The sequence below is a fragment of the Halolactibacillus alkaliphilus genome, from assembly GCF_900115465.1.
GTDB lineage: Bacteria > Bacillota > Bacilli > Bacillales > Amphibacillaceae > Halolactibacillus > Halolactibacillus alkaliphilus.
Map to the genome: position 1 here is coordinate 1 of NZ_FOWN01000021.1, position 24,944 is coordinate 24,944.

Sequence of the window (24,944 nt, forward strand, 5' to 3'; positions counted from 1 at the left end):
CGTTGCTTTAACCGTTGATGGATGGAGATGGAACTTTTCGCTTTCGAGCCCCTAAGCTCCCGGACCTCCGTTTGATAGCGAAAATGTTTGGCTTGATTAAACACCCGGAGGGTGTGATCCATGGACATCACAAAATCAGGATCGATTTTATGCTTATATAAGCGATTTGAAAAAATGGCCTTCATGCCCATGATACCCACCCTCCCTTGGTTTTGTGACGGTCACTGTTAGTGCTTTAATTATACCATGCGGAATATATGTTTGTCACTTCAAAAATATTCAAAACAAGCGATTCATCACCCACCTAGTGCTGACACACTTGAGGAAGGTGTCTTCTCGCCCTAAAGCGATAAATAGAAGCAGTGGATAAAAAAATAGAAAAATGGACATGGAAAACATAAAGGTAAATGGTAAACGCTAACATTCGGTTTTATTTGAAATGATATTCTGTGAAAAGAAAGGGATATCCGAATGATGAAAGAAATATTTTTTGTTAATATTCGTATTTTACTATTGACGATTGAAAGTGAACCATGTATGATAAACGATGTAATCAAAATAAAACAATATATTTCGTCGTATAATCTTGAGAATATGGCTCATGAGTCTCTACCGACCACCGTAAATGGTCTGTCTACGCAGAAGTGAATAATCATCGTTTGATGCTCTTATTATCTATTTATATTTTTATTAAATAACACTTACTTCTGACTAAACACAACACACTCAAGATTAATCATCTTTTGTGTGTTTTTTTATGCCGACGAAAAAAGAAGGGAAGAGGATTATGTTAGAAAAGTATTTCAATTTAAAAGAATTAGGTACCGATGTTAGAACGGAATTTATGGCAGGATTAACAACCTTCCTTGCTATGGCGTATATTTTATTTGTTAATCCAGATATTTTAGCAGCTGCAGGTATGGATAAAGATGCTGTTTACGTTGCTACAGCTTTAGCGGCAGTTATTGGTACACTTGTCATGGGATTATATGCAAAGTATCCCATCGCTCTAGCGCCAGGTATGGGCCTGAATGCCTTCTTTGCTTTTACAGTTGTAGGTGGCTATGGTATCCCTTGGGAAACAGCTTTAAGTGGTGTATTAGTATCTGGTTTGATTTTCATCGTGTTAACTTTATCAGGAGTGCGTGAAGCCATTATTAATGCTATCCCTAAAACGCTAAAATTAGCGGTTGGTAGCGGTATTGGATTATTTATCGCCTTTATCGGTTTTCAAAATGCAGGAATCATTGTAGGCGATCCAGCAACACTCGTTGCACTTGGTGATTTTACAAACGGAAACACAGCGCTTGCAATCTTTGGTCTTATTGTTACCGTTATTCTTATTACGTTGAAAATTGGCGGTGGTGTGTTCTACGGGATGGTCATTACGGCTGTTGTTGGTATTGTTGTCGGTTTAATTGATTTACCATCAGCAATTTTTGGATCAATTCCATCGGTTGCGCCAACATTTGGTCAAGCTTTTGTTAACTTTGGTGATGTGTTTACATTACAAATGCTCGGTGTTATTTTAACGTTCTTATTCGTTGACTTCTTTGATACAGCGGGTACGCTTGTAGCTGTTGCAGAAAAAGCAGGTTTAATGAAAGATAATGAACTACCAAATGCAAGTAAAGCATTACTTGCAGACTCAGTAGCAACAGTAACAGGCGCTGCTTTAGGTACATCAACGACAACGTCATATGTTGAGTCAGCTGCAGGTGTAAGTGCGGGTGGTCGTTCAGGATTAACGGCTGTTTTCACAGCTTTGCTCTTTGCATTAGCGTTGTTTTTCTCTCCATTACTTAGCGTTGTAACAAGCGCAGTTACAGCACCGGCACTTATTATTGTAGGTGTTATGATGGTATCGACACTTAAAGACATTGAGTGGGATCAAATTGAAGTAGCTGTACCAGCATTCTTAACGATTATTATGATGCCACTTGCATATAGTATCGCAACAGGTATTGCGGTAGGGTTTACATTCTATCCAATCACGATGTTAGCACGTGGACGTGGAAAAGAAATTCCGGGTCTTATGTGGGCACTCTCTGTTGTCTTTGTCTTATTCTTGATTTTCTTAAGCTAAATCAAGTGAGCACAAATTTATAAACTATGTAAATATAAAAAAGCGTCGTCTTAAGTATGAATAGACGACGCTTTTTTAATTACATACTCTCGCCCTATCTCTGTGTGTACAGTCGCAATAACTTTTTCAATAATAGGTGATGGTAAGGTGAATTTCCGGTAAATTGGTGTTGAGTAGACCTCTTTGTAAAGAGCTTTAGGAGCTTTAGGTAATGTTAATTTTCCCGTGAATATGACTTCAGAATGATGGCAGATGATTTTCAATGTGGCGCAATTATGGTCGGGTAAATAGATGTAAAAGTAAAAGTAGTCATGATCTTCATAAATATTGACAAGTGGAAAAAGACTTTCGCTAGATTTTTTAAAAAAGGACATATGCCAACCACCTCCATGATTAGTGTATGACAAAATAATAGGGGTGTTCATTGGAAAAAGAGGCGCACCTGTTATACAATGGGTAACAGGGGGTTTTAAAAACATGTTAGATAATGCAGTCGTGGTCATTTTAATTATTTTAACAGTCAACATTGTCTATGTATCCTTTTCGACAATTCGTGTTATCTTAACACTTAAAGGCCAGAAATACATTGCTGCGGCCATTGGTACACTTGAAATTATGATATATACGGTTGGTTTAGGTTTGGTTCTAGATAACTTAGACCGAATTGAGAACCTTTTTGCCTACGGTATTGGCTATGGTATTGGTGTCATCATCGGATCAAAAATTGAGGAACGTTTAGCGCTTGGCTATACAACGGTCAACGTTATTTCAACCGATCCGGAACTGAATTTTACCGAGCGGTTAAGAGAAAATGGTTATGGAGTGACAAGTTGGTATGCTTATGGAATGGAAGGTGACCGCTTGTCGATGCAAATATTGACACCGCGTAAATACGAAGGGCATCTGTATCATACCATAAAAGAAATTGACCCAAAGGCTTTCATCATCTCCTATGAACCAAAACAAATTAATGGTGGGTTCTGGGTGAAGAAAGTAAAGAAAGGAAAGATTAAACGTAGTGTCGAACAAGAAGAAACCATCATGCGCGCAATTGAAGAATCAGAAGGGCTCCACGTCTCAGAAGAAACGAAAGAAAGAACGCTTCACAAAACAAGCAAATGAGACGCTGGATGCGTGTCTGGATCGCATCCAGCTCGCGGGGTATATGCCGGTTCGCCGAGTAGAAAAGCCGGTCTTTGAAGAAGTGCTAGAAAATGGCTTAAAAGTGAATAAAGTAGTATCAAGCAGCATAGAATTTGATGCAATACTGATTAAAGACGAACAATAAATTATATTACTAATTTATTGTTCGATTTTTATTGACTAAATAAAAAGGTCTTGTTATGATAAATATGCAGAAAAAAGTCACAAATCAATTGAATAGCTCGCCTCATATAATTTGAGAATATGGCTCAAAAGTTTCTACCCATTACCGTAAATGATGGACTATGAGGGCAGATGGATCTATGACACATATAATTAACACACGTTAACTATATGTGTAATAGTCTGTGTCAATCAGTAATGATTAAGCGCATGTTCATCTTCTCTCATCTAATCCATGACGTGAAGTTGAGGCTGTGCTTTTTTTATTTTAAAAATGTTATAGAAATGAGGAAGATGATGGCACGAGTAGGCGTTATTATGGGAAGTATTTCTGATTGGGAGACAATGCAATATGCTTGTCGCATGCTAGAGGAATTTCAAATACCTTATGAAAAAGAAGTTATTTCAGCTCACCGCACCCCAGAAGACATGGTTACCTATGCAAAAGAGGCGAAAGACAGAGGGTTAGAAGTCATTATTGCAGGTGCTGGAGGTGCTGCACACTTACCTGGCATGGTCGCTGCATCAACCACATTACCGGTCATCGGTGTCCCTGTTCAGTCTAAAGCACTTAATGGTCTAGACTCACTCCTTTCTATTGTTCAAATGCCAGGAGGTGTCCCAGTGGCCACAGTTGCCATTGGCACGGCAGGAAGCAAAAATGCCGGCATTTTAGCTGCACAAATTATTGGTACACATGATGAGGTAGTGAGCAATAGACTGGATCAATACAGAATAGAGATGAAAGACAAAGTCCAGGAAATGAGGGATGAACTTGCCAAAAACTAGTTTACTCTATGGAAAAACAATTGGCATCATCGGGGGTGGTCAGTTAGGCCGAATGATGGCTACAACTGCAAGACATATGGGGTATCGCCTCATTGTACTTGACCCAACACCAGATTGTCCCGCTGCACAACTTGCTGATCATCATATTATCGCAGACTATGACGATTTAGAGGCGATTAAACAATTGCGCGCAGTAAGTGACGTCGTCACCTATGAATTTGAAAATATTGATTTAGAAGCTGCTCGATATTTAGAGAAAGAAGGCGTCTTACCACAGGGGGCAAAATCTTTAGAGATTACCCAAGATCGTGAAAAAGAAAAACAAGCCATGATCGATAGCCGTCAACCTGTTAGTCCGTTTCAAATTGTTGATTCAGAACAAGCCCTATCTGAAGCTGTAGAAGCCATTGGGCTGCCTGCTGTTGTTAAAACGTGTCGCGGTGGATATGACGGGAAAGGTCAAGTGAAAGTAAAAACACATGCTGATTTAGCGGCCGTAAAGAGACTGTTAAAAGAAAGTGGTCGCCTTATTTATGAAGCATTTGTTTCATTTGATTGTGAGATTTCGGTTGTTTTTACGCGAAGTGTAGAGGGAGATATGTGTTATTTCCCGATTGGTGAGAATGTGCATCGTGATCACATCTTGCATACGACAACAGTTCCGGCGAATGTTCCTGAGACTGTTCAAGTTAAAGCCAAACAAGCAGCTAAAGAAATTGCTGAAACAATTGGTGTTGTTGGGACGTTTACACTTGAGTTATTTGTGAAAGGTCAGGACATATACGTTAACGAACTCGCGCCACGTCCACATAACTCGGGCCACTATACGATTGAAGCGTGTAATGTGAGCCAGTTTGAACAACATATTAGAGCGATTGTTGGTCTACCGTTGTTACCTGTATATTTCCACGGCGCTAGCCAGATGATCAATTTATTAGGTGATAATCTTGATCAATACTTTAAACATCCTGAACTCTTAACGGACGTGCACATTCATATGTATGGCAAAGATGAAATAAAAGTGAAACGTAAGGTGGGTCACTTGACAGTAGTTGCTGAATCAACTGAGGCATTAGAAAGAAAATTAGCTAACTTACACAAAAAAACGATGTGAGCAAACGTAACATAAGCTGGCGTAAAAGATAAAAACGTCGGTCAATCAAGTAATCGGGGACAAATAAAATAAGCAGTATAAAGAAGTAGTAAAAGATAGAGAATAGAAGGTTTAAGCAAGAGAGACTTAAAGCCCAAAATAGAAAAGAATAGATCTTGGTAGAGAGAAGCTAAACAGCATCATAAAAATGAGAAACATACCAGGAGGATAAATTCATGATAGAACGCTATACACGCGAAGAGATGGGTCGGATTTGGACAGAGGAAAATCGTTATAAAGCATGGCTTGAAGTGGAGATACTGGCTTGTGAAGCGTGGAGTGAACAAGGTGTCATTCCAAAAGAGGATGTAAAAAAAATACGTGAAAACGCCACGTTTGATATTAAACGTATTCTTGAAATTGAACAAGAAACACGTCATGACGTCGTTGCCTTTACGCGTGCAGTGTCAGAAACTTTGGGAGAAGAGAAAAAGTGGGTACATTACGGCTTAACCTCGACAGATGTTGTTGATACCGCTCTTTCTTATCTAATGAAACAAGCTAATGAGATTATTCGTAAAGATGTTGTTAATTTTATTGATATTTTAAAAAATAAAGCCATTGAACATAAACATACGGTGATGATGGGGCGAACACATGGTGTTCATGCGGAACCCACGACATTTGGTTTGAAAATGGCACTTTGGTATGAGGAAATGAAACGCAACTTAAAACGGTTGGATGAGGCGTGTGATGTCATTGAAACAGGAAAATTATCCGGCGCAGTTGGTACTTATGCCAATATTGATCCGAAAATAGAGCAGTACGTATGTGAAAAACTAGGCTTAAAACCAGCACCGGTTTCTACGCAAACATTGCAACGCGATCGCCATGCGCAGTATATAGCTACCTTAGCATTAATTGCGACATCGATTGAGAAGTTTGCGACAGAAATTCGTGGTCTTCAAAAGACTGAAACACGAGAAGTTGAAGAATTTTTCAACAAAGGACAAAAAGGATCGTCAGCGATGCCACATAAACGAAACCCAATCGGTTCGGAGAATATGACCGGTATGAGTCGTCTTATGCGCGGATACATGGTGACGGCTTATGAAAATGTCAGCTTGTGGCATGAACGTGATATTTCACATTCATCAGCAGAGAGGGTTATTATTCCTGACGCGACAATTACGTTAAATTATATGTTGAATCGCTTTAGTCAGATTATTAAAAACTTAACCGTTTTTGAGGATAATATGAAGCGCAATATAGATAAGACATTCGGTGTTATTTTCTCGCAACGTGTTTTATTAACGTTAATTGATAAAGGGATGAGCCGAGAAGCAGCATATGACCTTGTGCAACCTAATGCGATGAAAGCATGGGAGACGGGGGTTCACTTTAAGGCATTGATTGAACAGGTAGATGATATTACAAGTCGATTATCACAAGCAGAAATTGATGGGTGCTTCGATTATACGTATCACTTAAAGAATGTCGACGGTATCTTTGAACGTATTGGATTAGCTTAATCTTAAAAGTAAAGGGATGATAATGATGCTTAAGCTACTATATGAAGGTAAGGCTAAAAAAGTCTATCAAACAGAAAAAGAAGATGAGTTAATTCTAAGTTACAAAGATGATGCGACAGCCTTTAATGGCAAGAAAAAGGCGCAGTTTGTTGGGAAGGGGCGCTTTAATAACTTGATTACTGCACATGTGTTTAACTATTTAACAGCTCAAGGGATTCCACATCATTTTATTAAAACGCTAAATGATACCGACCAACGCGTGTATAAAACAACGATTCTACCGGTCGAAGTGGTAGTGAGAAATCGATCATCATACAGTTTAAATCAGCGCTTAAGTATTCCTGAAAAAACGCGCTTTTCTCCACCACTTGTTGAGTGGTTTTATAAAAATGATGATTTAAATGACCCATTAATTAATGATCAACATTTGTTCTTATTAACTGATGTGACCGAGCTAGAGCTAGCGCATATTCATGCTTTAACATTAAAAATCAACGAGGCTTTAAAAGATTTCTTTAGACAAATTGATTTAGACTTAATTGACTTTAAGATTGAGTTTGGCAGAAATTCAGCGGGAGACATTATCTTAAGTGATGAAATATCACCCGATACGTGCCGCTTAGAGGATATTCATACTGGCGAGCATCTTGATAAAGATGTGTTTCGTCAAGGAACAGGCGATTTATTAGATGTATACCAAATAATATTATCACGGTTGGAGGACTAACAATGACAAAAGTAAGCATTCACGTAACATTAAAAGAAGGGGTTCTTGACCCTCAAGGTAAGGCAATCGAAAATTCATTAAATACACTTGGATATGAAGGTGTACATGACGTGCGCGTTGGTAAATTAATAGAAATGTTTATTGACCATGGTGATGTTGAAACACAAGTAAAAGCGATGTGTGATAAGTTACTCGCAAACCCGGTAATTGAAAACTTTACGTATGAGATTGAGGAGGGAGTAGCCCAGTGAAGTTTGCGGTGATTGTCTTTCCAGGATCTAATTGTGACCGTGATATGTATCATGCTGCAAAAGATGCACTTGGCGCTGAAGCAGAACTTGTTTGGTATCAAGATGCCAAATTAGAAGGCTATGATGCTATTCTTATTCCGGGTGGTTTTTCGTATGGGGATTACTTACGTTGTGGCGCGATTGCTTCAACATCAGAAATTGTCACTTCTTTACGTCGTGAGGCGGAAAAAGGCACGCCTATTTTAGGGGTGTGTAATGGATTCCAGATTCTAGTCGAATCAGGTCTTTTACCAGGGGCCTTAATTAGAAATGATCAACTTAAATTTATTTGTCACTTTGAAGACCTTATTGTTAAAAATAATGAGACCTTATTTACAACAGATTATGATAAGGATGAAGTGATAAAGATTCCTGTTGCACACGGTGAGGGTAACTATTACTGTGATGATACAACCTTAAGTGAATTAAAAGCAAACAATCAAATCGTGTTTACTTATAAAAATAACCCAAATGGGTCAGTAAGTGATATTGCAGGTATCGTGAATAAAAAAGGAAATGTACTCGGTATGATGCCACACCCAGAAAGAGCAGCTGAGGCATTACTAGGTAGCGATGACGGCTTAAAGATGTTTACATCAATGCTTAAAAATTGGAGGGACCAATATGCAACAAACGCGTGAAGTAAGTCCAGAAATGATTGAAATAGAAAAACATTATCGTGAGATGGGCTTAACCGATGAGGAGTATCAGTCAATCAAACGTATTTTAGGACGTCATCCTAATTTTACAGAGACCGGTATTTTCTCTGTTATGTGGTCTGAACATTGTAGTTATAAAACATCGAAGCCACTTTTGAAAAAGTTCCCAACAGAAGGTCCTCAAGTCATTCAAGGGCCCGGTGAAGGAGCAGGGATTGTCGATATTGGTGATAATCAAGGGGTTGTATTTAAAATTGAAAGTCATAACCACCCTTCAGCGGTTGAACCGTATCAAGGAGCAGCTACGGGTGTTGGTGGTATTATTCGTGATATATTCTCAATGGGCGCAAGACCCATCGCATCACTTAATTCTCTGCGTTTTGGTTCACTAAACAATCCACGTGTGAAGTACCTCTTTGATGAAGTTGTTCATGGTATTAGTGGTTACGGGAACTGTGTAGGTGTGCCAACCGTTGGCGGAGAAATACAATTTGATGATTCCTATGAAGGGAATCCGCTTGTCAATGCGATGGCTGTTGGCTTAATTGATAAAAAAGATATTCAACAAGGTGTTGCGAAAGGTTTAGGTAATACCGTCCTCTATGTTGGTTCTAAAACAGGCCGCGATGGTATTCATGGCGCAACATTCGCCTCAGAAGATTTAACCGAAGATTCAGAGAGCAGACGCTCAAATGTGCAAGTAGGCGATCCATTCATGGAGAAGCTTTTAATTGAAGCATGTCTTGAAGCGATTCATTGTGATGCCCTCGTTGGGATGCAAGATATGGGGGCAGCTGGTCTCACTTCTTCAGCATCTGAAATGGCGAGTAAAGCAGGCATGGGAATGGAAATGAATTTAGACCTCATTCCACAACGCGAACAAAATATGTCGGCTTATGAAATGATGTTGTCCGAATCACAAGAACGTATGTTACTTGTTGTTGAAAAAGGCCGTGAACAAGAAATTGTTGATATCTTTAAAAAATATAGCTTGGAAGCTGTGAATGTTGGCCATGTAACAGATGATAAGCAATTCCGTCTTTTTCATAAGGGAGAAGTTGTTTGTGAGATTCCAGTAGACGCACTTGCAGAAGATGCACCTGTGTATAATAAGCCATCAAAAGTTCCTGCTTATTATGAAGAGTTTCAACAAATGTCACCTTATGCGCCTGTGGTGACAGATCACCAAGGAACATTAAAACGCCTCCTACAGCAACCCACAATCGCAAGTAAAGAGTACGTATACGATCAATACGATTCAATGGTTCAAGCGAATACAGTGGTTAGCCCAGGATCTGACGCAGCAGTTGTGCGTATCCGTGACTATGATAAAGCGATTGCTATGACGACAGACTGTAATTCGCGTTATTTATACCTCGATCCATTTGTTGGAGGAAAGATTGCGGTTAGCGAGGCGGCACGTAATATTTATGCTTCTGGTGCCAAGCCACTTGCTATTACAGATGGTTTGAACTTCGGTAATCCAGACAAACCTGAAAACTTCTGGCAAATGGAGCAAGCGGTTGATGGTATGAGTGTTGCTTGTCTCGCGCTGGATACGCCTGTGATTAGTGGGAATGTCTCACTTTATAATGAATCAAATAATCAAGCGATTTTTCCTACGCCAATTGTAGGGATGGTTGGGTTAATTCGTTCAACAAAATATATTACAACGCAGCATATGAAACAGGCGGGCGATGTTATTTTAGTTATTGGTGAAACAAAAGCAGAATTTGGTGGTAGCGAACTACAAAATATCTTAGAAGGTAAGTACTTCGGCCAATCACCTGCGGTTGATTTAGCGGTTGAACGTCAACGTGGTGACCAGTTGTTAGAAGCAATTGAACAAGGACTTATCCAATCGGCACACGATGTATCTGAAGGTGGCTTTGCCGTTGCGCTTGCAGAAACGTTATTTAATCAAGAATCCTTAGGAGCTAAAGTACATCTAGAAGGTGATGCGACGTCACTATTATTTAGCGAAACGCAGTCACGCTATGTGGTTTCGGTGAAAGAAGAAGACGTGTCAGCTGTCACATCGCTGATTCCTGACGCGCAAGTTATTGGTCATGTCACAGATGATTCTCAACTCGTGGTGACAATTAATAATGATGTCATCATTGATGAGTCGGTGGATACATTAGAGACACTTTGGAAAGGGGCTATTCCATGCTTGCTGAAATCAAAGGCTTAAATGAGGAATGTGGTGTCTTTGGTATATATGGCCATGAAAAGGCAGCTGAAATGACTTATTATGGTCTGCATGCTTTACAACACCGTGGCCAAGAAGGAGCAGGGATTGTCACGAGTGATAAAGAAGCACTCCATATTCATAAAGGTATTGGCTTAATTAATGATGTTTTTAGCGAAGGGCAAATTAAAAATTTACCAGGTAATAGTGCCATTGGGCACGTGCGCTATACAACACAAGGTGGGGGCGGCTATGAAAATGTTCAGCCGCTCGTTTTCCGCTCTCAAACATCAGGGCTAGCTCTGTGTCATAATGGAAACTTAGTCAATGCTTTTGCGCTAAAGTCGAACTTAGAAGCGCAAGGAAGTATCTTACAAACAACTTCTGATACAGAAGTTGTTGCTCACCTGATCAAACGAAGTGGTCACTTACCGTTAGAAGAAGCCATTAAGCAGGCATTAGGTATGATTAAAGGTGCTTATGCTTTTATTATTATGACAGAAGATACTATGTATGTTGCGTTAGATCCGCGTGGATTTAGACCTCTTTCATTAGGGAAGTTAGGTGAAAGTTATGTGGTAGCTAGTGAAACGTGCGCATTTGATTTAATTGGTGCAAAATACGAGCGTGAAGTTAAACCAGGAGAGCTGCTTATTATTAATGAGGATGGTCTGCGTTCAACGACCTATAGCTCGCCAATGTCTCGGACACTTTGTTCAATGGAATATGTCTATTTCTCAAGACCCGATAGTAATGTGAATGGCTTAAATGTTCATGCCTCACGTAAAGTGATGGGGAAACAATTAGCCAAAGAAGCACCTGTTGAGGCGGATATTGTTACAGGCGTGCCTGATTCTAGTATTAGTGCAGCTATTGGTTATTCTGAAGCGTCGGGGATTCCTTATGAAATCGGCTTAGTAAAAAACCGCTATGTTGGTCGCACGTTTATTCAGCCGTCACAAGAATTGCGAGAAAAAGGGGTTAAAATGAAGTTATCCCCAGTAAGAGGCATTGTTGAAGGTAAACGGGTGGTAATGATTGACGATTCTATTGTCCGTGGAACAACGTCGCGTCGAATTGTCAATTTGTTAAAAGAAGCGGGAGCAGCAGAAGTCCATGTAAGAATTGCCTCGCCACCGATTGTCAACCCATGCTATTACGGAATTGATACATCAACAAAAGGTGAATTGATTGCAGCTAATTACTCGCTTGAGGAAATGCGGAAAGAGATTGGTGCGGATTCACTGGCCTTTTTATCTGTTGATGGACTAGAATCCTCTATCGTTAAAGAAGATACGTTAGAACAAGGTATTTGCCATGCATGTTTTACTGGTAAATATCCAACTGAAATATATCCGGATACATTAAATCCAGCGTATAAAGAATAATTAGGAGGGTCCTTCATGAGTGATATTTATAAATCGGCAGGTGTCGATGTCCATGCCGGCTATCAAGCCGTTGATTTAATGAAAAAACATATCTTACGTACAAATCGTAAAGAGGTCATCGGAGGTGTAGGTGCTTTTGCCGGACTTTTTGATTTATCAGAGATGTCATATGAACAACCTGTACTCGTCTCTGGTACAGATGGCGTTGGCACGAAATTAAAACTTGCCTTTGAACTGAATAAACACGATACTGTGGGTATTGATCTTGTTGCAATGTGTGTAAATGATGTCATTAGTCAAGGCGCTGATCCACTCTTTTTCCTGGATTATATCGCCTGTGGAAAAAACGAACCTGAGAAAATTGAACAAATTGTTAAAGGGATTGCGGACGGCTGTGTGATGAGTGGTGCAAGTTTAATAGGTGGAGAAACGGCTGAAATGCCTGGCATGTATCAAGATGGTGAATACGATTTAGCAGGATTTACTGTAGGGATTGGCAATAAACCTGACCTTATTACAGGTGAGTCGATTGAGTCGGGAGATATTGTGCTAGGTATTAAGTCAAGTGGTGTGCATTCAAACGGATTTTCTCTTGTGAGAAAAATAATTGCTGAACAAAAATTGTCACTTACAGACTATGTAAATGAACTTGGAATGACATTAGGTGAAGCATTACTTGAGCCAACGCGTATTTATGTGAAGCTGATTCAAAATTTAAAAACGCAAGTAACAATTAAAGGACTTAGTCATGTCACAGGTGGTGGCTTCTATGAAAACTTGCCACGGATGTTACCAAAAGGCCTTGGTGTCGATGTATTTAAAAACAGTTGGGATGTATTACCAATATTCGATTATCTTCAGACGCAAGCTGATTATTCTTTAGAAGATATGCTAGGTGTCTTTAATATGGGAATTGGTATGGCAGTGGTTGTTGGTGAAGCAGAAAAAGCACTTGCTTTAGATATTTTAAATGAACAAACAACGGATGCGTTTCATATTGGTACAGTGACTGTGGGTGAGGGAGTGACACTTGTTGAAAACGACTAAGAAATTAGCGGTATTTGCATCAGGTACAGGTTCTAATTTTATTGCTATTCAAGAAGCAATTGAACAAGGCACACTTGATGCGACGATCGCTCTCGTTGTAAGTGATGTCCCGACGAGTGCCGTTATTGAGAAAGCAAAGAAAAAAGGGTTAAAAACATTTGTTTTTAACCCTCAGTCATATTCAGATAAAGAAGCTTTTGAAACAGAAATTGTTGAAGCCCTAAGTGAAGCTAAGGTTGATTGGGTCATTCTTGCTGGTTATATGCGTTTAGTAGGACCGACACTTCTATCAGCGTATGAGGGGAAGATTGTCAATATTCATCCGTCATTGTTGCCTAGCTTTAAAGGGCTTGATGCTATTGGTCAAGCTTTTGACGCGGGTGTTAAAATAACAGGGGTTACGATTCATTTTGTAGATGAGGGGATGGACACGGGGCGTATTATTGCTCAAGAAGCGGTAACTGTAAAAAACTCATCGACAAGAGTGGCTTTACAAAAAGATATTCAAGCAGTAGAACACCGATTGTATCCAGAAACAATCAATTACTTGCTCCAACAATAAACAAGGGGGAATTTTTAGTGAAGAAACGTGCGTTACTTAGTGTTTCTGATAAAACGGGACTAGTCCCATTCGCGAAAGGGTTAATAGAACTTGGGTTTGAACTTATCTCAACAGGTGGGACGTTAAAAGCACTTCATGAAGGTGGTTTAGAGGCACTTCAAGTGTCAGAAATCACCGGGTCAGATGAAATTTTAGACGGTCGTGTAAAATCACTACATCCTGTTATTCATGGTGGTCTTTTAGCACGCCGTGATAATGAAAATCATATGAAGCAATTAGCAGAACGAGGCATGCACTTAATTGACGTCGTCGTTGTTAATCTCTATCCATTTAAAGAAACGATTAAAAGACCTGACGTAACAGAAGCTGAAGCGATAGAAAATATTGATATTGGTGGACCAACGATGTTACGTTCAGCGGCGAAAAACTTCCGCGATGTGACGGTTGTGGTCGACCCAACTGATTATGATCGCGTTCTTACGTCATTACAAGCAGGTAGTGATCACGAGATGCGTAAACAACTCGCAGCAAAAGTATTCAGACATACCGCACATTACGATAGCTTGATAGCAGAGTATTTCGTTACTTTAACGGAAGAAAAAGACACTGAAACCTTATCGCTTAGCTATGAATTAAAACAATCGTTACGTTATGGTGAAAACCCACATCAAGAAGCTGCATTTTACGAAAAAGCACATTATCAAGGGGCTTCAATAGCGCACTGTAAGCAATTAAATGGCAAAGAATTATCTTATAATAATATTCAAGATGCCAATGCGGCGCTTGAAATTGCATTAGAATTTAATGAACAGCCAGTGGCGGTTGCAATTAAACATATGAACCCTTGTGGTGTAGGTATTGGTGAGACAATTGAAGAAGCCTTTGGTAAGGCATATGATGCTGACCCTATTTCCATCTTCGGCGGGATTGTTGCGTTAAACCGTGAGGTAAATAAAGCGACGGCCGAACAATTAAAAACGATATTCTTGGAAATTGTGATTGCTCCAAGTTTCAGTGAAGAAGCATTAGCTATTTTAAAAGAAAAACCGAATTTACGTCTGTTAGAGACAGCGTTTATAAAAGATACATCTGATAAGAAAAAAGTCGTCAGTGTTTTGGGAGGCTTACTCGTACAAGACCGTGACGAAGGCAGTATCCAATTAAATGACTTAGACGTTGTCACAGACCGTCAACCAACCGCAGAAGAATTAGAAGCGCTGCTATTTGGTTGGCGAGTAGTGAAACATGTCAAATCAAATGCCATTGTTTTAGCAACAAAAGATCAAACAGTCGGTGTAGGTGCAGGCCAAATGAATCGAGTAGGTGCGGCCAAAATAGCGATTGAACAAGCAAACGAAAAAGCTAAAGGTGCCACATTAGCTTCAGATGCTTTCTTCCCTATGCCAGATACGGTTGAAAATGCGGCCCTTAGTGGCATAACTGCCATCATCCAACCAGGCGGTTCTAAACGCGATCAAGAGTCGATTGATATGTGTAACAAGCATGGTATAGCTATGGTTATGACGAAAATGCGTCACTTTAAACATTAAAGGAAAGTGGGACAATAAGACATGAAGGTACTTGTGATTGGTAGTGGTGGTCGTGAACACATGTTGGTAAAAACATTAAATAAATCCCCGCGCGTCACAGATGTTTTTGTTGCGCCAGGTAATGCGGGTATTAGTCTTGATGCGACATGCGTGGACATAGAAGAGACAGATTTTGATCAATTGATAGATTTTGCAAAACGAGAAAGTATCGCGTGGACGATTGTTGGTCCAGAAGTCCCCTTAACTAAGGGGATTGTTAATGCTTTTAGAGCAGAGGGACTAAATATTTTTGGTCCAACAAAAGAGGCCGCAGTTATTGAAGGCAGTAAAGACTTTACAAAAGCTTTGATGGAGAAATACAATGTCCCAACAGCGGCTTATCAAACGTTCACAGACGCGCGTCTTGCGATTGACTATATTAAGGAACAAGGGGCACCTATCGTTGTAAAAGCGGATGGTTTAGCTGCTGGAAAAGGTGTTGTTGTCGCTATGACAGAGGAAGAGGCGATTGATGCAGTTGAAGACATGCTTCTTAATCATAGTTTTGGTGATTCTGGCGCGCGGGTAGTGATTGAAGCGTTTCTTGATGGTAAAGAATTCTCATTGTTTGCTTTTGTAGAAGGTGTCAACGTCTACCCTATGATTCCAGCTAGAGATCACAAGCGAGCATTTGATAATGATGAAGGACCTAACACTGGTGGAATGGGAGCTTACAGTCCACTTGTTGATCTGAGTCCAGCTCATGTGGACTTTGCGATTAACCATGTACTTCAACCAGTCGCAAAAGCGATGGTCAAGGAAGGACGTCCATATACCGGCTTATTATATGCAGGATTAATTGAAACAAAAGAGGGAATTAACGTCATTGAATTTAATGCTCGATTTGGAGACCCTGAAACACAAGTTGTATTACCGCTACTTGAGAATGACTTGATTGATGTTATTGAATCCGTCAGTCAAGGCAGGGATCCACAATTAACATTTAAAGACGCATTTGCGATTGGAACAGTCGTAGCTGCTAAAGGCTATCCAGGAAAGTATGAAACAGGTGTTGTTCTACCTGAACTACCAGAAGATCCTGACTGTTATGTGGTCCATGCGGGCACAAAGCAAACGAAGGATGGTTTTGTCTCTGCCGGTGGTCGTGTGTTGCTTGTTGGTGCTGTTAAGCCAACACAACAAGAGGCACAAACAGCAGTGTACCGTTACCTCGAATGTTTTGATCGAACAGATGACTTTTTCTACCGAAAAGATATCGGATTCAAATCATGATTATAAGGAAATAGATATAAAAAGCAGGCTGAAGAGGGCCTGCTTTTTAATTTTATCGTCCTAGAGCGAGAAGACACCTTCCTCCTACGCTGCTAACCCCGCTTATACAAGTCACATTGGAAAGATCAAATATATGAAGCGGCTCAGTGTGTCCATTCACATGGCAGCAGCTTATGTCATTGCCTGTCGGATAATGGGCTTTAAAGAAACACTCCTACCGATGTTGTATTCACTTGTCCCAGAGCAGAAACACAGTCTACACTATTGGGCGCAATGGGCGTATATGACGCGTACCCTGTCTTTTGTTACAACCCATGTGTTCTACCATACAAAACGATTCGACCAAAGCAAGTTGTGTTCCTGGGACACCCTATTTCCCCAAGAGGCTTTAAAACATGTTGAGAAAATAGGTTTGCGGCGGATGGAGAGTAGAAAACCTCATGCTTAATTGAACGAGCATGGGTCACCTTTAGAGTGTCCTTAGGGATCCCCTTCCTCAAATATTCGTTAGAATGTTAGGTAGGGGTAGTTCAACGAGGAATAATAGTTAACTAAATCATAGATCTCTGTTCTGATGACTGGCAAATGATCACATGGTTTGGTTGCACGCAACATGTTTTCAAATGGTAACAGGCCAGCCCGAAAATCACGCTAGCTATATCAGGTCTTTCTCCCTTTTTATAAATCCTTTGATTAATACCGCTGTGTAACGCCCCCTTCTAATTCCCTTACTTTTAGCTTTATATAATAATTAGCGGCTCCAGATGACATGTATCAACTTCCGATCACCAACGCTTGTGACATGGTTTTCACGTATTGAGCTACAACATGTATAGCAGCTGGTCAACAAAAGACGCAACCTGGTGTCGTTTTTTGTGAGCAATCGTTAAAATAAGAAATTCATTTCCCGTCAACGAGTGAGATTTGTTATACTAGACAGTAGAGTAACGAACTAATAGAGTAAAGGATGAGTCCTGTGAAAAAAATAGTCATCATGGCCTTAATTTTTGTTAGTGTAATCTTAGTAGCATGTAATGGCGATGACGCGAAGACGTCAAAAGACCAACAGAAAAAAGAAACGTCAGAACAGATGCGTGAACCGATTGAAAGTATGGGGGAAAATGTGGCGCCTTTAACTGGTGAGCCGTTGGATGAGCCACTTACTCATCGTATCCTCGCTGTCATGGTGAATAATCATCCAAGCGCACGCCCTCAATCAGGGTTATCACAAGCAGATATCGTGTTTGAAATTCTTGCTGAGGGGAATATTACTCGCCTTTTAGCGATGTTCCATAGTCAAGTGCCAGATGTGATCGGACCGATTCGAAGTGCCCGGCCGTACTACTTTAACTTGGCTGACGATTATGGGGCGCTCTATATTTACCATGGTGCAGCAGGATTTATTGAAAAGATGCTTCAAGATGGTGCAGCGGATTATTTGAACGGGGCTTATTATGATAATAACCAAACACTTTTTAAGCGTGAATCATTCCGAGTGGCCCCACACAATTCTTATTTGATCACAGCAGGTATTGACGAAGCGGCAACAAGTAAAGGTTACACTGTTGAGCAATCTCCTGATCCGTTAACTTTTAATCGAGGGGAAATATCAGCGAGTGAGAAGGCATCAGAAATTTCGATAAGCTATGGCAATGATGTGGTGCGTTACCTTTATAATGATGAAGCAAAGACGTACACACGCTACAATAATCAATCGCAAACGAAGGAACTAAGCGATGAGACGCCAATTATGTTAGATAACGTCTTTATTCTTGAGACGTACCACGAAGTCGTTGATGACGCTGGTCGTCGAGAAGTGGATTTAGCCTCAGGGGGTCGAGCATTATTATTTCAACAAGGTTATGTTAAACGTGTCAATTGGGAGAATATTGATGGCCGCTTGCTTCCAGTTGAAGATGGTGAAGTTGTCCCGTTTGTTCCAGGTCAAACATGGGTGAATGTTGTACCAACATCACAAGGGATTGACCAAGTGAGCCTAACAGAATAAATAGTTGTGTGATTTAATATGAAGGAGGGGATTCGATGCAAATCGATAAATTACGCGGGGAACAATTGGATCAACTGTTTGATGCGATACTATCACTAGAATCGCGAGAAGAATGTTATCAATTTTTTGATGATATTGCGACGATGAATGAAATTCAAGCATTAACACAACGATTAACAGTCGCAAAAATGTTGTCTGAAGGACAAACATACCACGCCATTGTGGACGAGTCACATGCGTCAACAACAACGATTTCTCGTGTGAAACGTTGTTTAACGTACGGTAGTGGCGGCTATGATGCGGTGCTAAAAAAATTAGCAGCCAAGGAGGATAAATAAATGATTAGATTAGGTGTGATCGGAACAAATTGGATTACAGAACGTTTCCTAGAAGCAGCACATCAAACAGATCAACTGCAGTTAACGGCAGTTTATTCTCGTACAGAAGAAAAAGCTAAACAGTTTGCAGAAAAATACGCTGTTGATCACACATTTACCCGCTTATCTGCATTTTTTGAAAGTGATGTTTTTGATGCGGTTTATATTGCGAGCCCAACAGCTCTTCATGCTCAACAAGCGATCCAGGCAATGGAAAATAAAAAACATGTCTTAGTTGAAAAGCCGATGGCATCGAATGTACGTGAAGCTGAAAAAATGATCGCTGTCGCAGAAAAAGAAGGCGTTGTGTTAATGGAAGCGATGAAAACAACCCATTTACCTAACTTTGACTTAGTCAAAGATTTAATGGAAGAGATCAAACCCGTTCGCAGGGTCATCGCGAACTTCTGTCAATATTCTTCTCGTTATGACCGCTACAAAGAAGGCGAAGTACTTAATGCTTTTAAACCAGAATTATCAAACGGGTCATTAATGGATATCGGTATCTATACCATTTATCCGGTCATTAAACTATTTGGACGTCCGAAAAAGATTCAAGCTCAAGCAATGGTGTTAGCATCAGGTGTCGATGGCAGTGGCACCGTTTTGTTAAGCTATGACGAGCTTGAAGCGAATATGATTTTTTCTAAAATCACCAACAGTGCCCTTCCGTCAGAAATTCAAGGCGAAAACGGGTCGATTGTGATTGATAAATGGAGTGATATGTCCGGTATTCACTTGGTTGATAAAAAGGGCGATAAACAAGAGCGTTCCCTTGAACAGTTAACCAATTCTATGGGGTATGAAGCGCGTCATTTTGCGGACCTTATTAAAACAGGTGAAACAGAAAGTGATATTAATACGTTTGAGACATCATTAGAAACGATGAAAGTACTAGATGAAGCCCGTCGCCAAATCGGGGTCGTTTACCCAGCGGATGAAAAATAACTTTCTTGCGATTAAGTAGTCCTTATTCATTTGATCCGGTTTTTCTTTGAATTCCCAAAATGATAAGATGACGTTTTTTAGAAAAAATGCGCTGACACTCGGCGTGTTTTTTCTTGTTTTTTTATGTGTTTCAACATAGCTGGCACAGATTTTGTTATAATGAAACGATGAATAAGTCTTGGAGGAATATATGATGAAGACAATTGATACGTGGCAACACGTTTTTAAATTAGATCCCGCAAAATCATTAACCGACGATGAACTTGACCAAGTGTGTGAGTCAGGGACAGATGCGATTATCGTTGGTGGTACAGATAACGTGACGCTTGATGGTGTCCTTGACTTGCTTAGTCACATCCGTCGTTATGAAGTGACCGTGGCACTTGAGGTGTCAAATACAGAAGCAGTAACACCTGGATTTGATTATTACTTAATCCCGATGGTATTAAATAGTACAGAAAAGAAGTGGATGATGGACTTGCAGCACGAAGCCATCAAATCTTTTGGCCCGATGATTCCCTTTGATGATGTGCGTGCAGAAGGCTACTGTATAATGAATCCAGATGCTAAGGCATTTCAACTGGCTCATTGTCAGCTTCCAACCGTAGAGGATGCGGTGGGTTATGCGAAGATGGCTGAACATCTCTTTCATCTCCCAATCTTTTACCTGGAATATTCCGGTGTAAAAGGAGACATAGATGTGTTAAAAAAAGTAGCGCAACCATTAAAGGAAACGCAATTAATTTATGGTGGTGGCATTAAAACGCTTGAAGATGCGAAAGAAATGAAGCAATATGCTGACACCATTGTTGTGGGCAACAGTTTATATACCGACTTCAATCAGGCAATTAAAACAGTGAAGATAAAATAAGGAGGCATTTTTGTGAGCAATCCGTTATTACGAGGGTTAAATCCAAAACAACAAGAAGCAGTTAAACATACCGATGGGCCGCTCTTGATTATGGCAGGGGCGGGTAGTGGAAAAACACGTGTGTTAACACATCGCATTGCCTACTTACTCGATGAGAAAGACGTCTCCCCTTTTAGTGTGTTAGCCATTACCTTTACGAATAAAGCAGCCCGTGAGATGAGAGACAGAGTGGAAAAGCTTGTAGGACCCGAAGCAAAAAACATGTGGGTCTCGACGTTTCACTCCATGTGTGTCCGGATATTACGGCGTGATATTGACCGGATTGGCTATAATAAACAATTTACTATTTTTGATAGTGCAGACCAGCTAACGGTGATAAAAAATATATTAAAGAACAACAATTTAGATACAAAGAAGTTTGAACCGCGTACGATGTTAGGTATGATCAGTCAAGCGAAAAATGAGTTGTTAACAGCAAAAGTCTTTAAAAAAGAGGCGCATGACTATTTCACGAAAGTCGTGGCCGATGTCTACACCGATTATGAGAAGATTCTAAGGAAAAATCAAGCACTGGACTTCGATGATTTAATTATGCAAACTATTACATTGTTCCAACAAGTTCCAGACGTTTTGGCTTTCTATCAGCGAAAGTTTCAATATATTCATGTGGATGAGTATCAAGATACGAACCACGCACAATATATGTTAGTCAAGCTGTTAGCCGCGAAATTTAAAAATGTCTGTGTCGTCGGTGACCAAGACCAATCGATTTACCGTTGGCGCGGGGCAGATATAAAAAATATCTTATCCTTTGAAAAGGATTACCCAGAAGCAAAAACGATTCTTTTAGAGCAAAATTATCGATCAACAAAGCCCATACTCGATGCAGCAAATGCAGTTATTGAACATAATCGAAATCGAATCAAAAAGAACCTTTGGACTGATAATACAGAAGGACAAAAAATCATTTATTATCAAGCGGAGACTGAGCGCTATGAAGCTTATTATGTGGCTGATAAAATAAGTGAATCAGTTCGAGAAGGACGATATCACTATCGTGATTATGCTGTTTTATATCGAACCAACGCACAGTCGCGCGCAATTGAAGAGACACTAGTGAAATCAAACATCCCTTACCAGATGGTCGGTGGAACAAAGTTCTATGACCGAAAAGAGATCAAAGATGTTCTTGCGTATTTACGTCTCATTTCTAACCCAGATGATGATGTGAGTTTTAGTCGGGTTGTAAACGAACCGAAGCGTGGAATAGGTAAAACAACGTTAGAAAAATTACAGCAGTACGCTGACATACATGATATTTCGCTTATCACAGCAATTAAAGAAGTCGATTTTATTGGTCTTAGTAAACGGGCAACGAATCAGCTGCTTTTGTTTAGTGAGATGGTGAATAATTGGAATAAAAAGCAGACGTTTTTAACGGCGACGGATATGGTGAAGGATGTATTAGAAGAAACGGGCTACGAAGAGATGTTAAAAAATGATCCTTCTATTGAATCGCAAACGCGTTTAGAAAACATCAATGAATTTAAGTCTGTTACACAACATTTCGAAGCGCAATCAGAAGATCAGTCGCTAATAAGTTTCTTAACTGACTTAGCCCTTATTAGTGACATTGATCGATTGGATGATAATGAACATGGGGATAATAAAGTAACCCTTATGACACTTCATGCAGCAAAAGGACTTGAGTTCCCGGCAGTCTTTTTGATTGGTTTAGAAGAAACCGTCTTTCCGCATAGCCGGTCAATGATGGATGAAGAAGAGATGGACGAAGAACGTCGACTTTGTTATGTCGGTATTACGCGTGCAGAAGCTGAATTGCACTTAACGCATGCAAATATGCGGACACTTTATGGTCGAACGAACTATAATAACCGTAGTCGCTTTATAGATGAAATTCCAACGGAATTAATTGATGGATTCGATAAAAAAGCGTCAGAACCTTTTGGATTGCCGGTGCGAGAGGCAAACAGACAAAAACCGGTTCGACGTCCAGTTAAACAACCATCACCAGGCGCTAATTTAGACTGGAAACCAGGTGATAAAGCGGAGCACAAAAAATGGGGAGTGGGCACGGTAGTAAAAGTCTCAGGGGAGCCTGGTGAACGCGAACTCGACATTGCTTTTCCAGCACCCGTTGGTTTAAAACGGCTGATGGCACAGTTTGCGCCAATTACAAAAAAATAGCGGGAGGACTCTAGCGATGGGAGTAAGAGAAGATATACAAGCGTTAAGAGAGAAGCTTGGACAATACAATCATGAATACTACGTTTTAGATCAACCATCTGTCCCAGATAGTGAATATGATCGTTTAATGCAACAGTTGATAGATTTAGAAGATAAATATCCTGAACTTAAAACGGCTGATTCACCAACTGTAAGAGTTGGGGGGACAGTGCGTGAGGTGTTTGAAAAAGTTGAACATAAACGGCCAATGTTATCTCTTGGAAACGCCTTTAATGAAACAGATTTACGTGCGTTTGATGAGCGTGTGAAAGGAGCACTTGGTAAGGAGGCAATTGATTATGTTTGTGAGCTTAAAATTGATGGCCTTGCTGTGTCCTTAACATATGAAGAAGGGCGATTTACAATTGGCGCTACCAGGGGAGACGGCCAAACAGGAGAAGACATAACAGAAAATCTTAAAACCATTCGAAGTTTGCCACTAAGTATTCAGACGTCAGGCAGTTTAGAGGTACGAGGTGAAGCTTTTATGCCTAAGGCATCCTTTCTTAAATTAAATGAAGCACGCATTGCGCTTTTTGACGAGCCGTTCGCCAATCCTCGTAATGCAGCGGCAGGGTCTTTACGTCAATTAGATAGTAAGATTGCCGCCAAGCGTCACTTAGATATCTTTTTATATGCTGTGGGTGAAGCGCCTGAACAAAAACAATCGCACAGCGAGTATTTAGCATATATTGAGTCATTGGGGTTCAAAACCAATAAAGAACGCCACGTGTGCTCCTCGATTGAAGAGGTGATTGACTATGTGGCACGCTGGTCGACGAAGCGCATAGACTTGCCTTACGATATTGATGGTATTGTCATTAAAGTTGATAGTATAAATGACCAAGACCAACTAGGCTTTACCGCTAAAAGTCCGCGCTGGGCAATAGCGTATAAGTTTCCTGCAGAAGAAGTAGTAACAACGCTAGAAGACGTTGACTTTAGTGTTGGACGGACGGGGGTTGTCACGCCTACGGCCATCTTAATACCTGTTAAAGTAGCAGGCACAACAGTCAGTCGAGCGTCATTGCATAATGGCGATTATATCAAGGAAAAAGATATTCGTCTTAAAGATCGCGTCATTATAAAAAAAGCGGGTGACATTATCCCAGAAGTGGTGCGTGTGATTAAAGAGGAACGCTCAAAAGATTCTCGTCCCTTTTATATGCCAACGCATTGTCCGAGCTGTGATTCAGACCTCACGCAACTTGAAGGTGAAGTGGCTCTGCGCTGTTTGAATCCACAATGTCCGGCGCAGCTGACAGAAGGACTCGCACATTTTGTTTCTCGCTTAGCGATGAACATTGATGGCTTAGGAGAGAAGGTTGTTGAGCAATTGTACCAAGCTGACCTCGTTAAAGATGTGAGTGATTTATATTACTTAAAAAGAGAAGATTTATTAACGCTCGATCGCATGGGTGAGAAGTCGGCCGATAATTTACTACGTGCGATTGAGGCATCAAAAAACAATTCTCTCGAACGTCTTTTGTTTGGGCTTGGCATTCGTTTTATTGGTTCAAAGGCAGCGAAAACATTAGCTTACCGTTTTGAAACGATGACATGCTTAAGGGAACAGGATAAAGCATCATTGATGGCGGTTGATGAAATTGGTGATAAAATGGCGGATGCTGTTAGCCAATATTTTAATGAACCTCATGTGGAAACATTACTGGCTCGTTTACATGCGGCAGGGGTTAACATGACGTATACAGGCCCTAAAACATCTGCTGCAGTAGATGAGAGCTTTACGAATAAAACGTTTGTTATTACTGGAACACTCGAGCATTATAAACGTCAAGAGTTAAAAACACTTATAGAAGCGCGTGGTGCAAAAGTGACGGGGAGTGTATCTAAGAAAACAGATGTTTTAATTGCTGGTGAACAAGCAGGTTCAAAACTAGAGAAGGCAGAACAATTAGGCATCACTATCTGGAATGAAGCGATGTTAAAAGAAAAGTTGACATAAGGAGAGGAGGGAAAT

24 protein-coding genes and 2 riboswitches are annotated in these 24,944 nt (G+C 40.3%); of the genes, 22 read left to right on the top strand and 2 right to left on the bottom strand.

From position 1 onward, the window contains the following. On the bottom strand, positions 1-191 hold a 191-nt coding region (locus tag BM163_RS09135), incomplete at its 3' end, for a hypothetical protein (protein ID WP_373855181.1). A 365-nt stretch (positions 192-556) separates the two neighbouring features. Then, positions 557-657, top strand: a riboswitch (purine riboswitch). Positions 658-787: 130 nt separating this feature from the next. Between BM163_RS09135 and BM163_RS09140 the strand changes: the two genes are divergently transcribed. Further along, a complete protein-coding gene (locus BM163_RS09140; RefSeq protein WP_089802392.1) occupies positions 788-2,086 on the top strand; it encodes an NCS2 family permease in 1,299 nt (432 codons plus the stop codon). A gap of 50 nt (positions 2,087-2,136) precedes the next feature. Here the strand turns inward: BM163_RS09140 and BM163_RS09145 are convergent, their stop codons facing one another. Further along, the gene (locus BM163_RS09145; RefSeq protein ID WP_089802394.1) at positions 2,137-2,460 is read right to left on the bottom strand and encodes an Hsp20/alpha crystallin family protein; all 324 of its coding nucleotides are present in this window, start codon (positions 2,458-2,460) and stop codon (positions 2,137-2,139) included. A 103-nt stretch (positions 2,461-2,563) separates the two neighbouring features. Between BM163_RS09145 and BM163_RS09150 the strand changes: the two genes are divergently transcribed. From BM163_RS09150 to ligA, 21 genes are all read left to right on the top strand, one after another. Beyond that, positions 2,564-3,208 carry a DUF2179 domain-containing protein gene (locus tag BM163_RS09150; protein ID WP_089802397.1) on the top strand — a complete coding sequence of 215 codons (645 nt, stop codon included), beginning with the start codon at positions 2,564-2,566 and terminating at the stop codon, positions 3,206-3,208. Beyond that, positions 3,105-3,374: an NETI motif-containing protein gene (locus BM163_RS09155; protein ID WP_229675547.1), complete on the top strand. Its 270-nt coding sequence runs from the start codon at positions 3,105-3,107 to the stop codon at positions 3,372-3,374. The genes BM163_RS09150 and BM163_RS09155 overlap by 104 nt, the downstream gene beginning before the upstream one ends. An 82-nt stretch (positions 3,375-3,456) precedes the next feature. Beyond that, positions 3,457-3,555, top strand: a riboswitch (purine riboswitch). 154 nt (positions 3,556-3,709) lie between these two features. After that, the gene (purE, locus tag BM163_RS09160; protein WP_089802401.1) at positions 3,710-4,201 is read left to right on the top strand and encodes a 5-(carboxyamino)imidazole ribonucleotide mutase; all 492 of its coding nucleotides are present in this window, start codon (positions 3,710-3,712) and stop codon (positions 4,199-4,201) included. Further along, positions 4,188-5,315, top strand: a complete 1,128-nt coding sequence (gene purK, locus BM163_RS09165; RefSeq protein WP_229675546.1) for a 5-(carboxyamino)imidazole ribonucleotide synthase — start codon at positions 4,188-4,190, stop codon at positions 5,313-5,315. Before purE ends, purK begins: the two co-directional genes overlap by 14 nt. 215 nt (positions 5,316-5,530) lie before the next feature. Next, a complete protein-coding gene (gene purB / locus BM163_RS09170; protein WP_089802404.1) occupies positions 5,531-6,826 on the top strand; it encodes an adenylosuccinate lyase in 1,296 nt (431 codons plus the stop codon). 22 nt (positions 6,827-6,848) lie between these two features. Beyond that, the gene (purC, locus tag BM163_RS09175) at positions 6,849-7,553 is read left to right on the top strand and encodes a phosphoribosylaminoimidazolesuccinocarboxamide synthase (protein WP_089802406.1); all 705 of its coding nucleotides are present in this window, start codon (positions 6,849-6,851) and stop codon (positions 7,551-7,553) included. A 2-nt stretch (positions 7,554-7,555) separates the two neighbouring features. Further along, a complete protein-coding gene (gene purS, locus BM163_RS09180; RefSeq protein ID WP_089802408.1) occupies positions 7,556-7,804 on the top strand; it encodes a phosphoribosylformylglycinamidine synthase subunit PurS in 249 nt (82 codons plus the stop codon). After that, a complete protein-coding gene (gene purQ, locus BM163_RS09185) occupies positions 7,801-8,484 on the top strand; it encodes a phosphoribosylformylglycinamidine synthase subunit PurQ (protein ID WP_089802411.1) in 684 nt (227 codons plus the stop codon). The genes purS and purQ overlap by 4 nt, the downstream gene beginning before the upstream one ends. Further along, complete coding sequence (gene purL / locus BM163_RS09190) at positions 8,468-10,696, top strand: phosphoribosylformylglycinamidine synthase subunit PurL (RefSeq protein WP_089802413.1); 2,229 nt, start codon at positions 8,468-8,470, stop codon at positions 10,694-10,696. Before purQ ends, purL begins: the two co-directional genes overlap by 17 nt. Further along, positions 10,672-12,081 (top strand): amidophosphoribosyltransferase, encoded by a 1,410-nt coding sequence (purF, locus tag BM163_RS09195; protein WP_089802415.1) that lies wholly within the window; start codon positions 10,672-10,674, stop codon positions 12,079-12,081. Before purL ends, purF begins: the two co-directional genes overlap by 25 nt. A gap of 15 nt (positions 12,082-12,096) precedes the next feature. Continuing rightward, entirely contained in the window at positions 12,097-13,128 is a 1,032-nt protein-coding gene (gene purM, locus BM163_RS09200) for a phosphoribosylformylglycinamidine cyclo-ligase (protein WP_089802417.1), read from the top strand. Beyond that, entirely contained in the window at positions 13,115-13,690 is a 576-nt protein-coding gene (gene purN / locus BM163_RS09205; protein WP_089802419.1) for a phosphoribosylglycinamide formyltransferase, read from the top strand. The genes purM and purN overlap by 14 nt, the downstream gene beginning before the upstream one ends. A 17-nt stretch (positions 13,691-13,707) precedes the next feature. Continuing rightward, positions 13,708-15,240, top strand: coding sequence for a bifunctional phosphoribosylaminoimidazolecarboxamide formyltransferase/IMP cyclohydrolase (gene purH / locus BM163_RS09210; RefSeq protein ID WP_089802421.1), 1,533 nt, complete (start codon positions 13,708-13,710; stop codon positions 15,238-15,240). A 21-nt stretch (positions 15,241-15,261) separates the two neighbouring features. Continuing rightward, complete coding sequence (purD, locus tag BM163_RS09215) at positions 15,262-16,512, top strand: phosphoribosylamine--glycine ligase (protein ID WP_089802422.1); 1,251 nt, start codon at positions 15,262-15,264, stop codon at positions 16,510-16,512. Between the two features lie 133 nt (positions 16,513-16,645). Then, positions 16,646-16,960 carry a hypothetical protein gene (locus tag BM163_RS09220; RefSeq protein WP_089802425.1) on the top strand — a complete coding sequence of 105 codons (315 nt, stop codon included), beginning with the start codon at positions 16,646-16,648 and terminating at the stop codon, positions 16,958-16,960. A 519-nt stretch (positions 16,961-17,479) separates the two neighbouring features. Continuing rightward, positions 17,480-18,520, top strand: a complete 1,041-nt coding sequence (locus BM163_RS09225; RefSeq protein ID WP_089802427.1) for a DUF3048 domain-containing protein — start codon at positions 17,480-17,482, stop codon at positions 18,518-18,520. Positions 18,521-18,555: 35 nt separating this feature from the next. Beyond that, the gene (locus BM163_RS09230) at positions 18,556-18,858 is read left to right on the top strand and encodes a YerC/YecD family TrpR-related protein (protein ID WP_089802429.1); all 303 of its coding nucleotides are present in this window, start codon (positions 18,556-18,558) and stop codon (positions 18,856-18,858) included. After that, positions 18,859-19,845: a Gfo/Idh/MocA family protein gene (locus tag BM163_RS09235; protein ID WP_089802431.1), complete on the top strand. Its 987-nt coding sequence runs from the start codon at positions 18,859-18,861 to the stop codon at positions 19,843-19,845. It begins immediately after the preceding gene. Positions 19,846-20,038: 193 nt separating this feature from the next. Further along, a complete protein-coding gene (gene pcrB, locus BM163_RS09240) occupies positions 20,039-20,716 on the top strand; it encodes a heptaprenylglyceryl phosphate synthase (protein ID WP_089802433.1) in 678 nt (225 codons plus the stop codon). A 12-nt stretch (positions 20,717-20,728) separates the two neighbouring features. Further along, positions 20,729-22,924, top strand: coding sequence for a DNA helicase PcrA (pcrA, locus tag BM163_RS09245; RefSeq protein WP_176587444.1), 2,196 nt, complete (start codon positions 20,729-20,731; stop codon positions 22,922-22,924). Between the two features lie 16 nt (positions 22,925-22,940). Further along, the gene (gene ligA, locus BM163_RS09250) at positions 22,941-24,929 is read left to right on the top strand and encodes an NAD-dependent DNA ligase LigA (RefSeq protein WP_089802436.1); all 1,989 of its coding nucleotides are present in this window, start codon (positions 22,941-22,943) and stop codon (positions 24,927-24,929) included. The last annotated feature ends 15 nt before the right edge of the window (positions 24,930-24,944 follow it).

Coding starts and splice junctions, on each gene's coding strand:
- purM (WP_089802417.1), top strand. CDS start 12,097: ATGAGTGATATTTATAAATCGGCAGGTGTCGATGTCCATGCCGGCTAT.
- BM163_RS09150 (WP_089802397.1), top strand. CDS start 2,564: ATGTTAGATAATGCAGTCGTGGTCATTTTAATTATTTTAACAGTCAAC.
- purS (WP_089802408.1), top strand. CDS start 7,556: ATGACAAAAGTAAGCATTCACGTAACATTAAAAGAAGGGGTTCTTGAC.
- ligA (WP_089802436.1), top strand. CDS start 22,941: ATGGGAGTAAGAGAAGATATACAAGCGTTAAGAGAGAAGCTTGGACAA.
- purE (WP_089802401.1), top strand. CDS start 3,710: ATGGCACGAGTAGGCGTTATTATGGGAAGTATTTCTGATTGGGAGACA.
- BM163_RS09225 (WP_089802427.1), top strand. CDS start 17,480: ATGAGTCCTGTGAAAAAAATAGTCATCATGGCCTTAATTTTTGTTAGT.
- BM163_RS09140 (WP_089802392.1), top strand. CDS start 788: ATGTTAGAAAAGTATTTCAATTTAAAAGAATTAGGTACCGATGTTAGA.
- pcrB (WP_089802433.1), top strand. CDS start 20,039: ATGAAGACAATTGATACGTGGCAACACGTTTTTAAATTAGATCCCGCA.
- purD (WP_089802422.1), top strand. CDS start 15,262: ATGAAGGTACTTGTGATTGGTAGTGGTGGTCGTGAACACATGTTGGTA.
- purB (WP_089802404.1), top strand. CDS start 5,531: ATGATAGAACGCTATACACGCGAAGAGATGGGTCGGATTTGGACAGAG.
- BM163_RS09235 (WP_089802431.1), top strand. CDS start 18,859: ATGATTAGATTAGGTGTGATCGGAACAAATTGGATTACAGAACGTTTC.
- BM163_RS09230 (WP_089802429.1), top strand. CDS start 18,556: ATGCAAATCGATAAATTACGCGGGGAACAATTGGATCAACTGTTTGAT.
- BM163_RS09145 (WP_089802394.1), bottom strand. CDS start 2,460: ATGTCCTTTTTTAAAAAATCTAGCGAAAGTCTTTTTCCACTTGTCAAT.
- purC (WP_089802406.1), top strand. CDS start 6,849: ATGATGCTTAAGCTACTATATGAAGGTAAGGCTAAAAAAGTCTATCAA.
- purF (WP_089802415.1), top strand. CDS start 10,672: ATGCTTGCTGAAATCAAAGGCTTAAATGAGGAATGTGGTGTCTTTGGT.
- purL (WP_089802413.1), top strand. CDS start 8,468: ATGCAACAAACGCGTGAAGTAAGTCCAGAAATGATTGAAATAGAAAAA.
- BM163_RS09220 (WP_089802425.1), top strand. CDS start 16,646: ATGAAGCGGCTCAGTGTGTCCATTCACATGGCAGCAGCTTATGTCATT.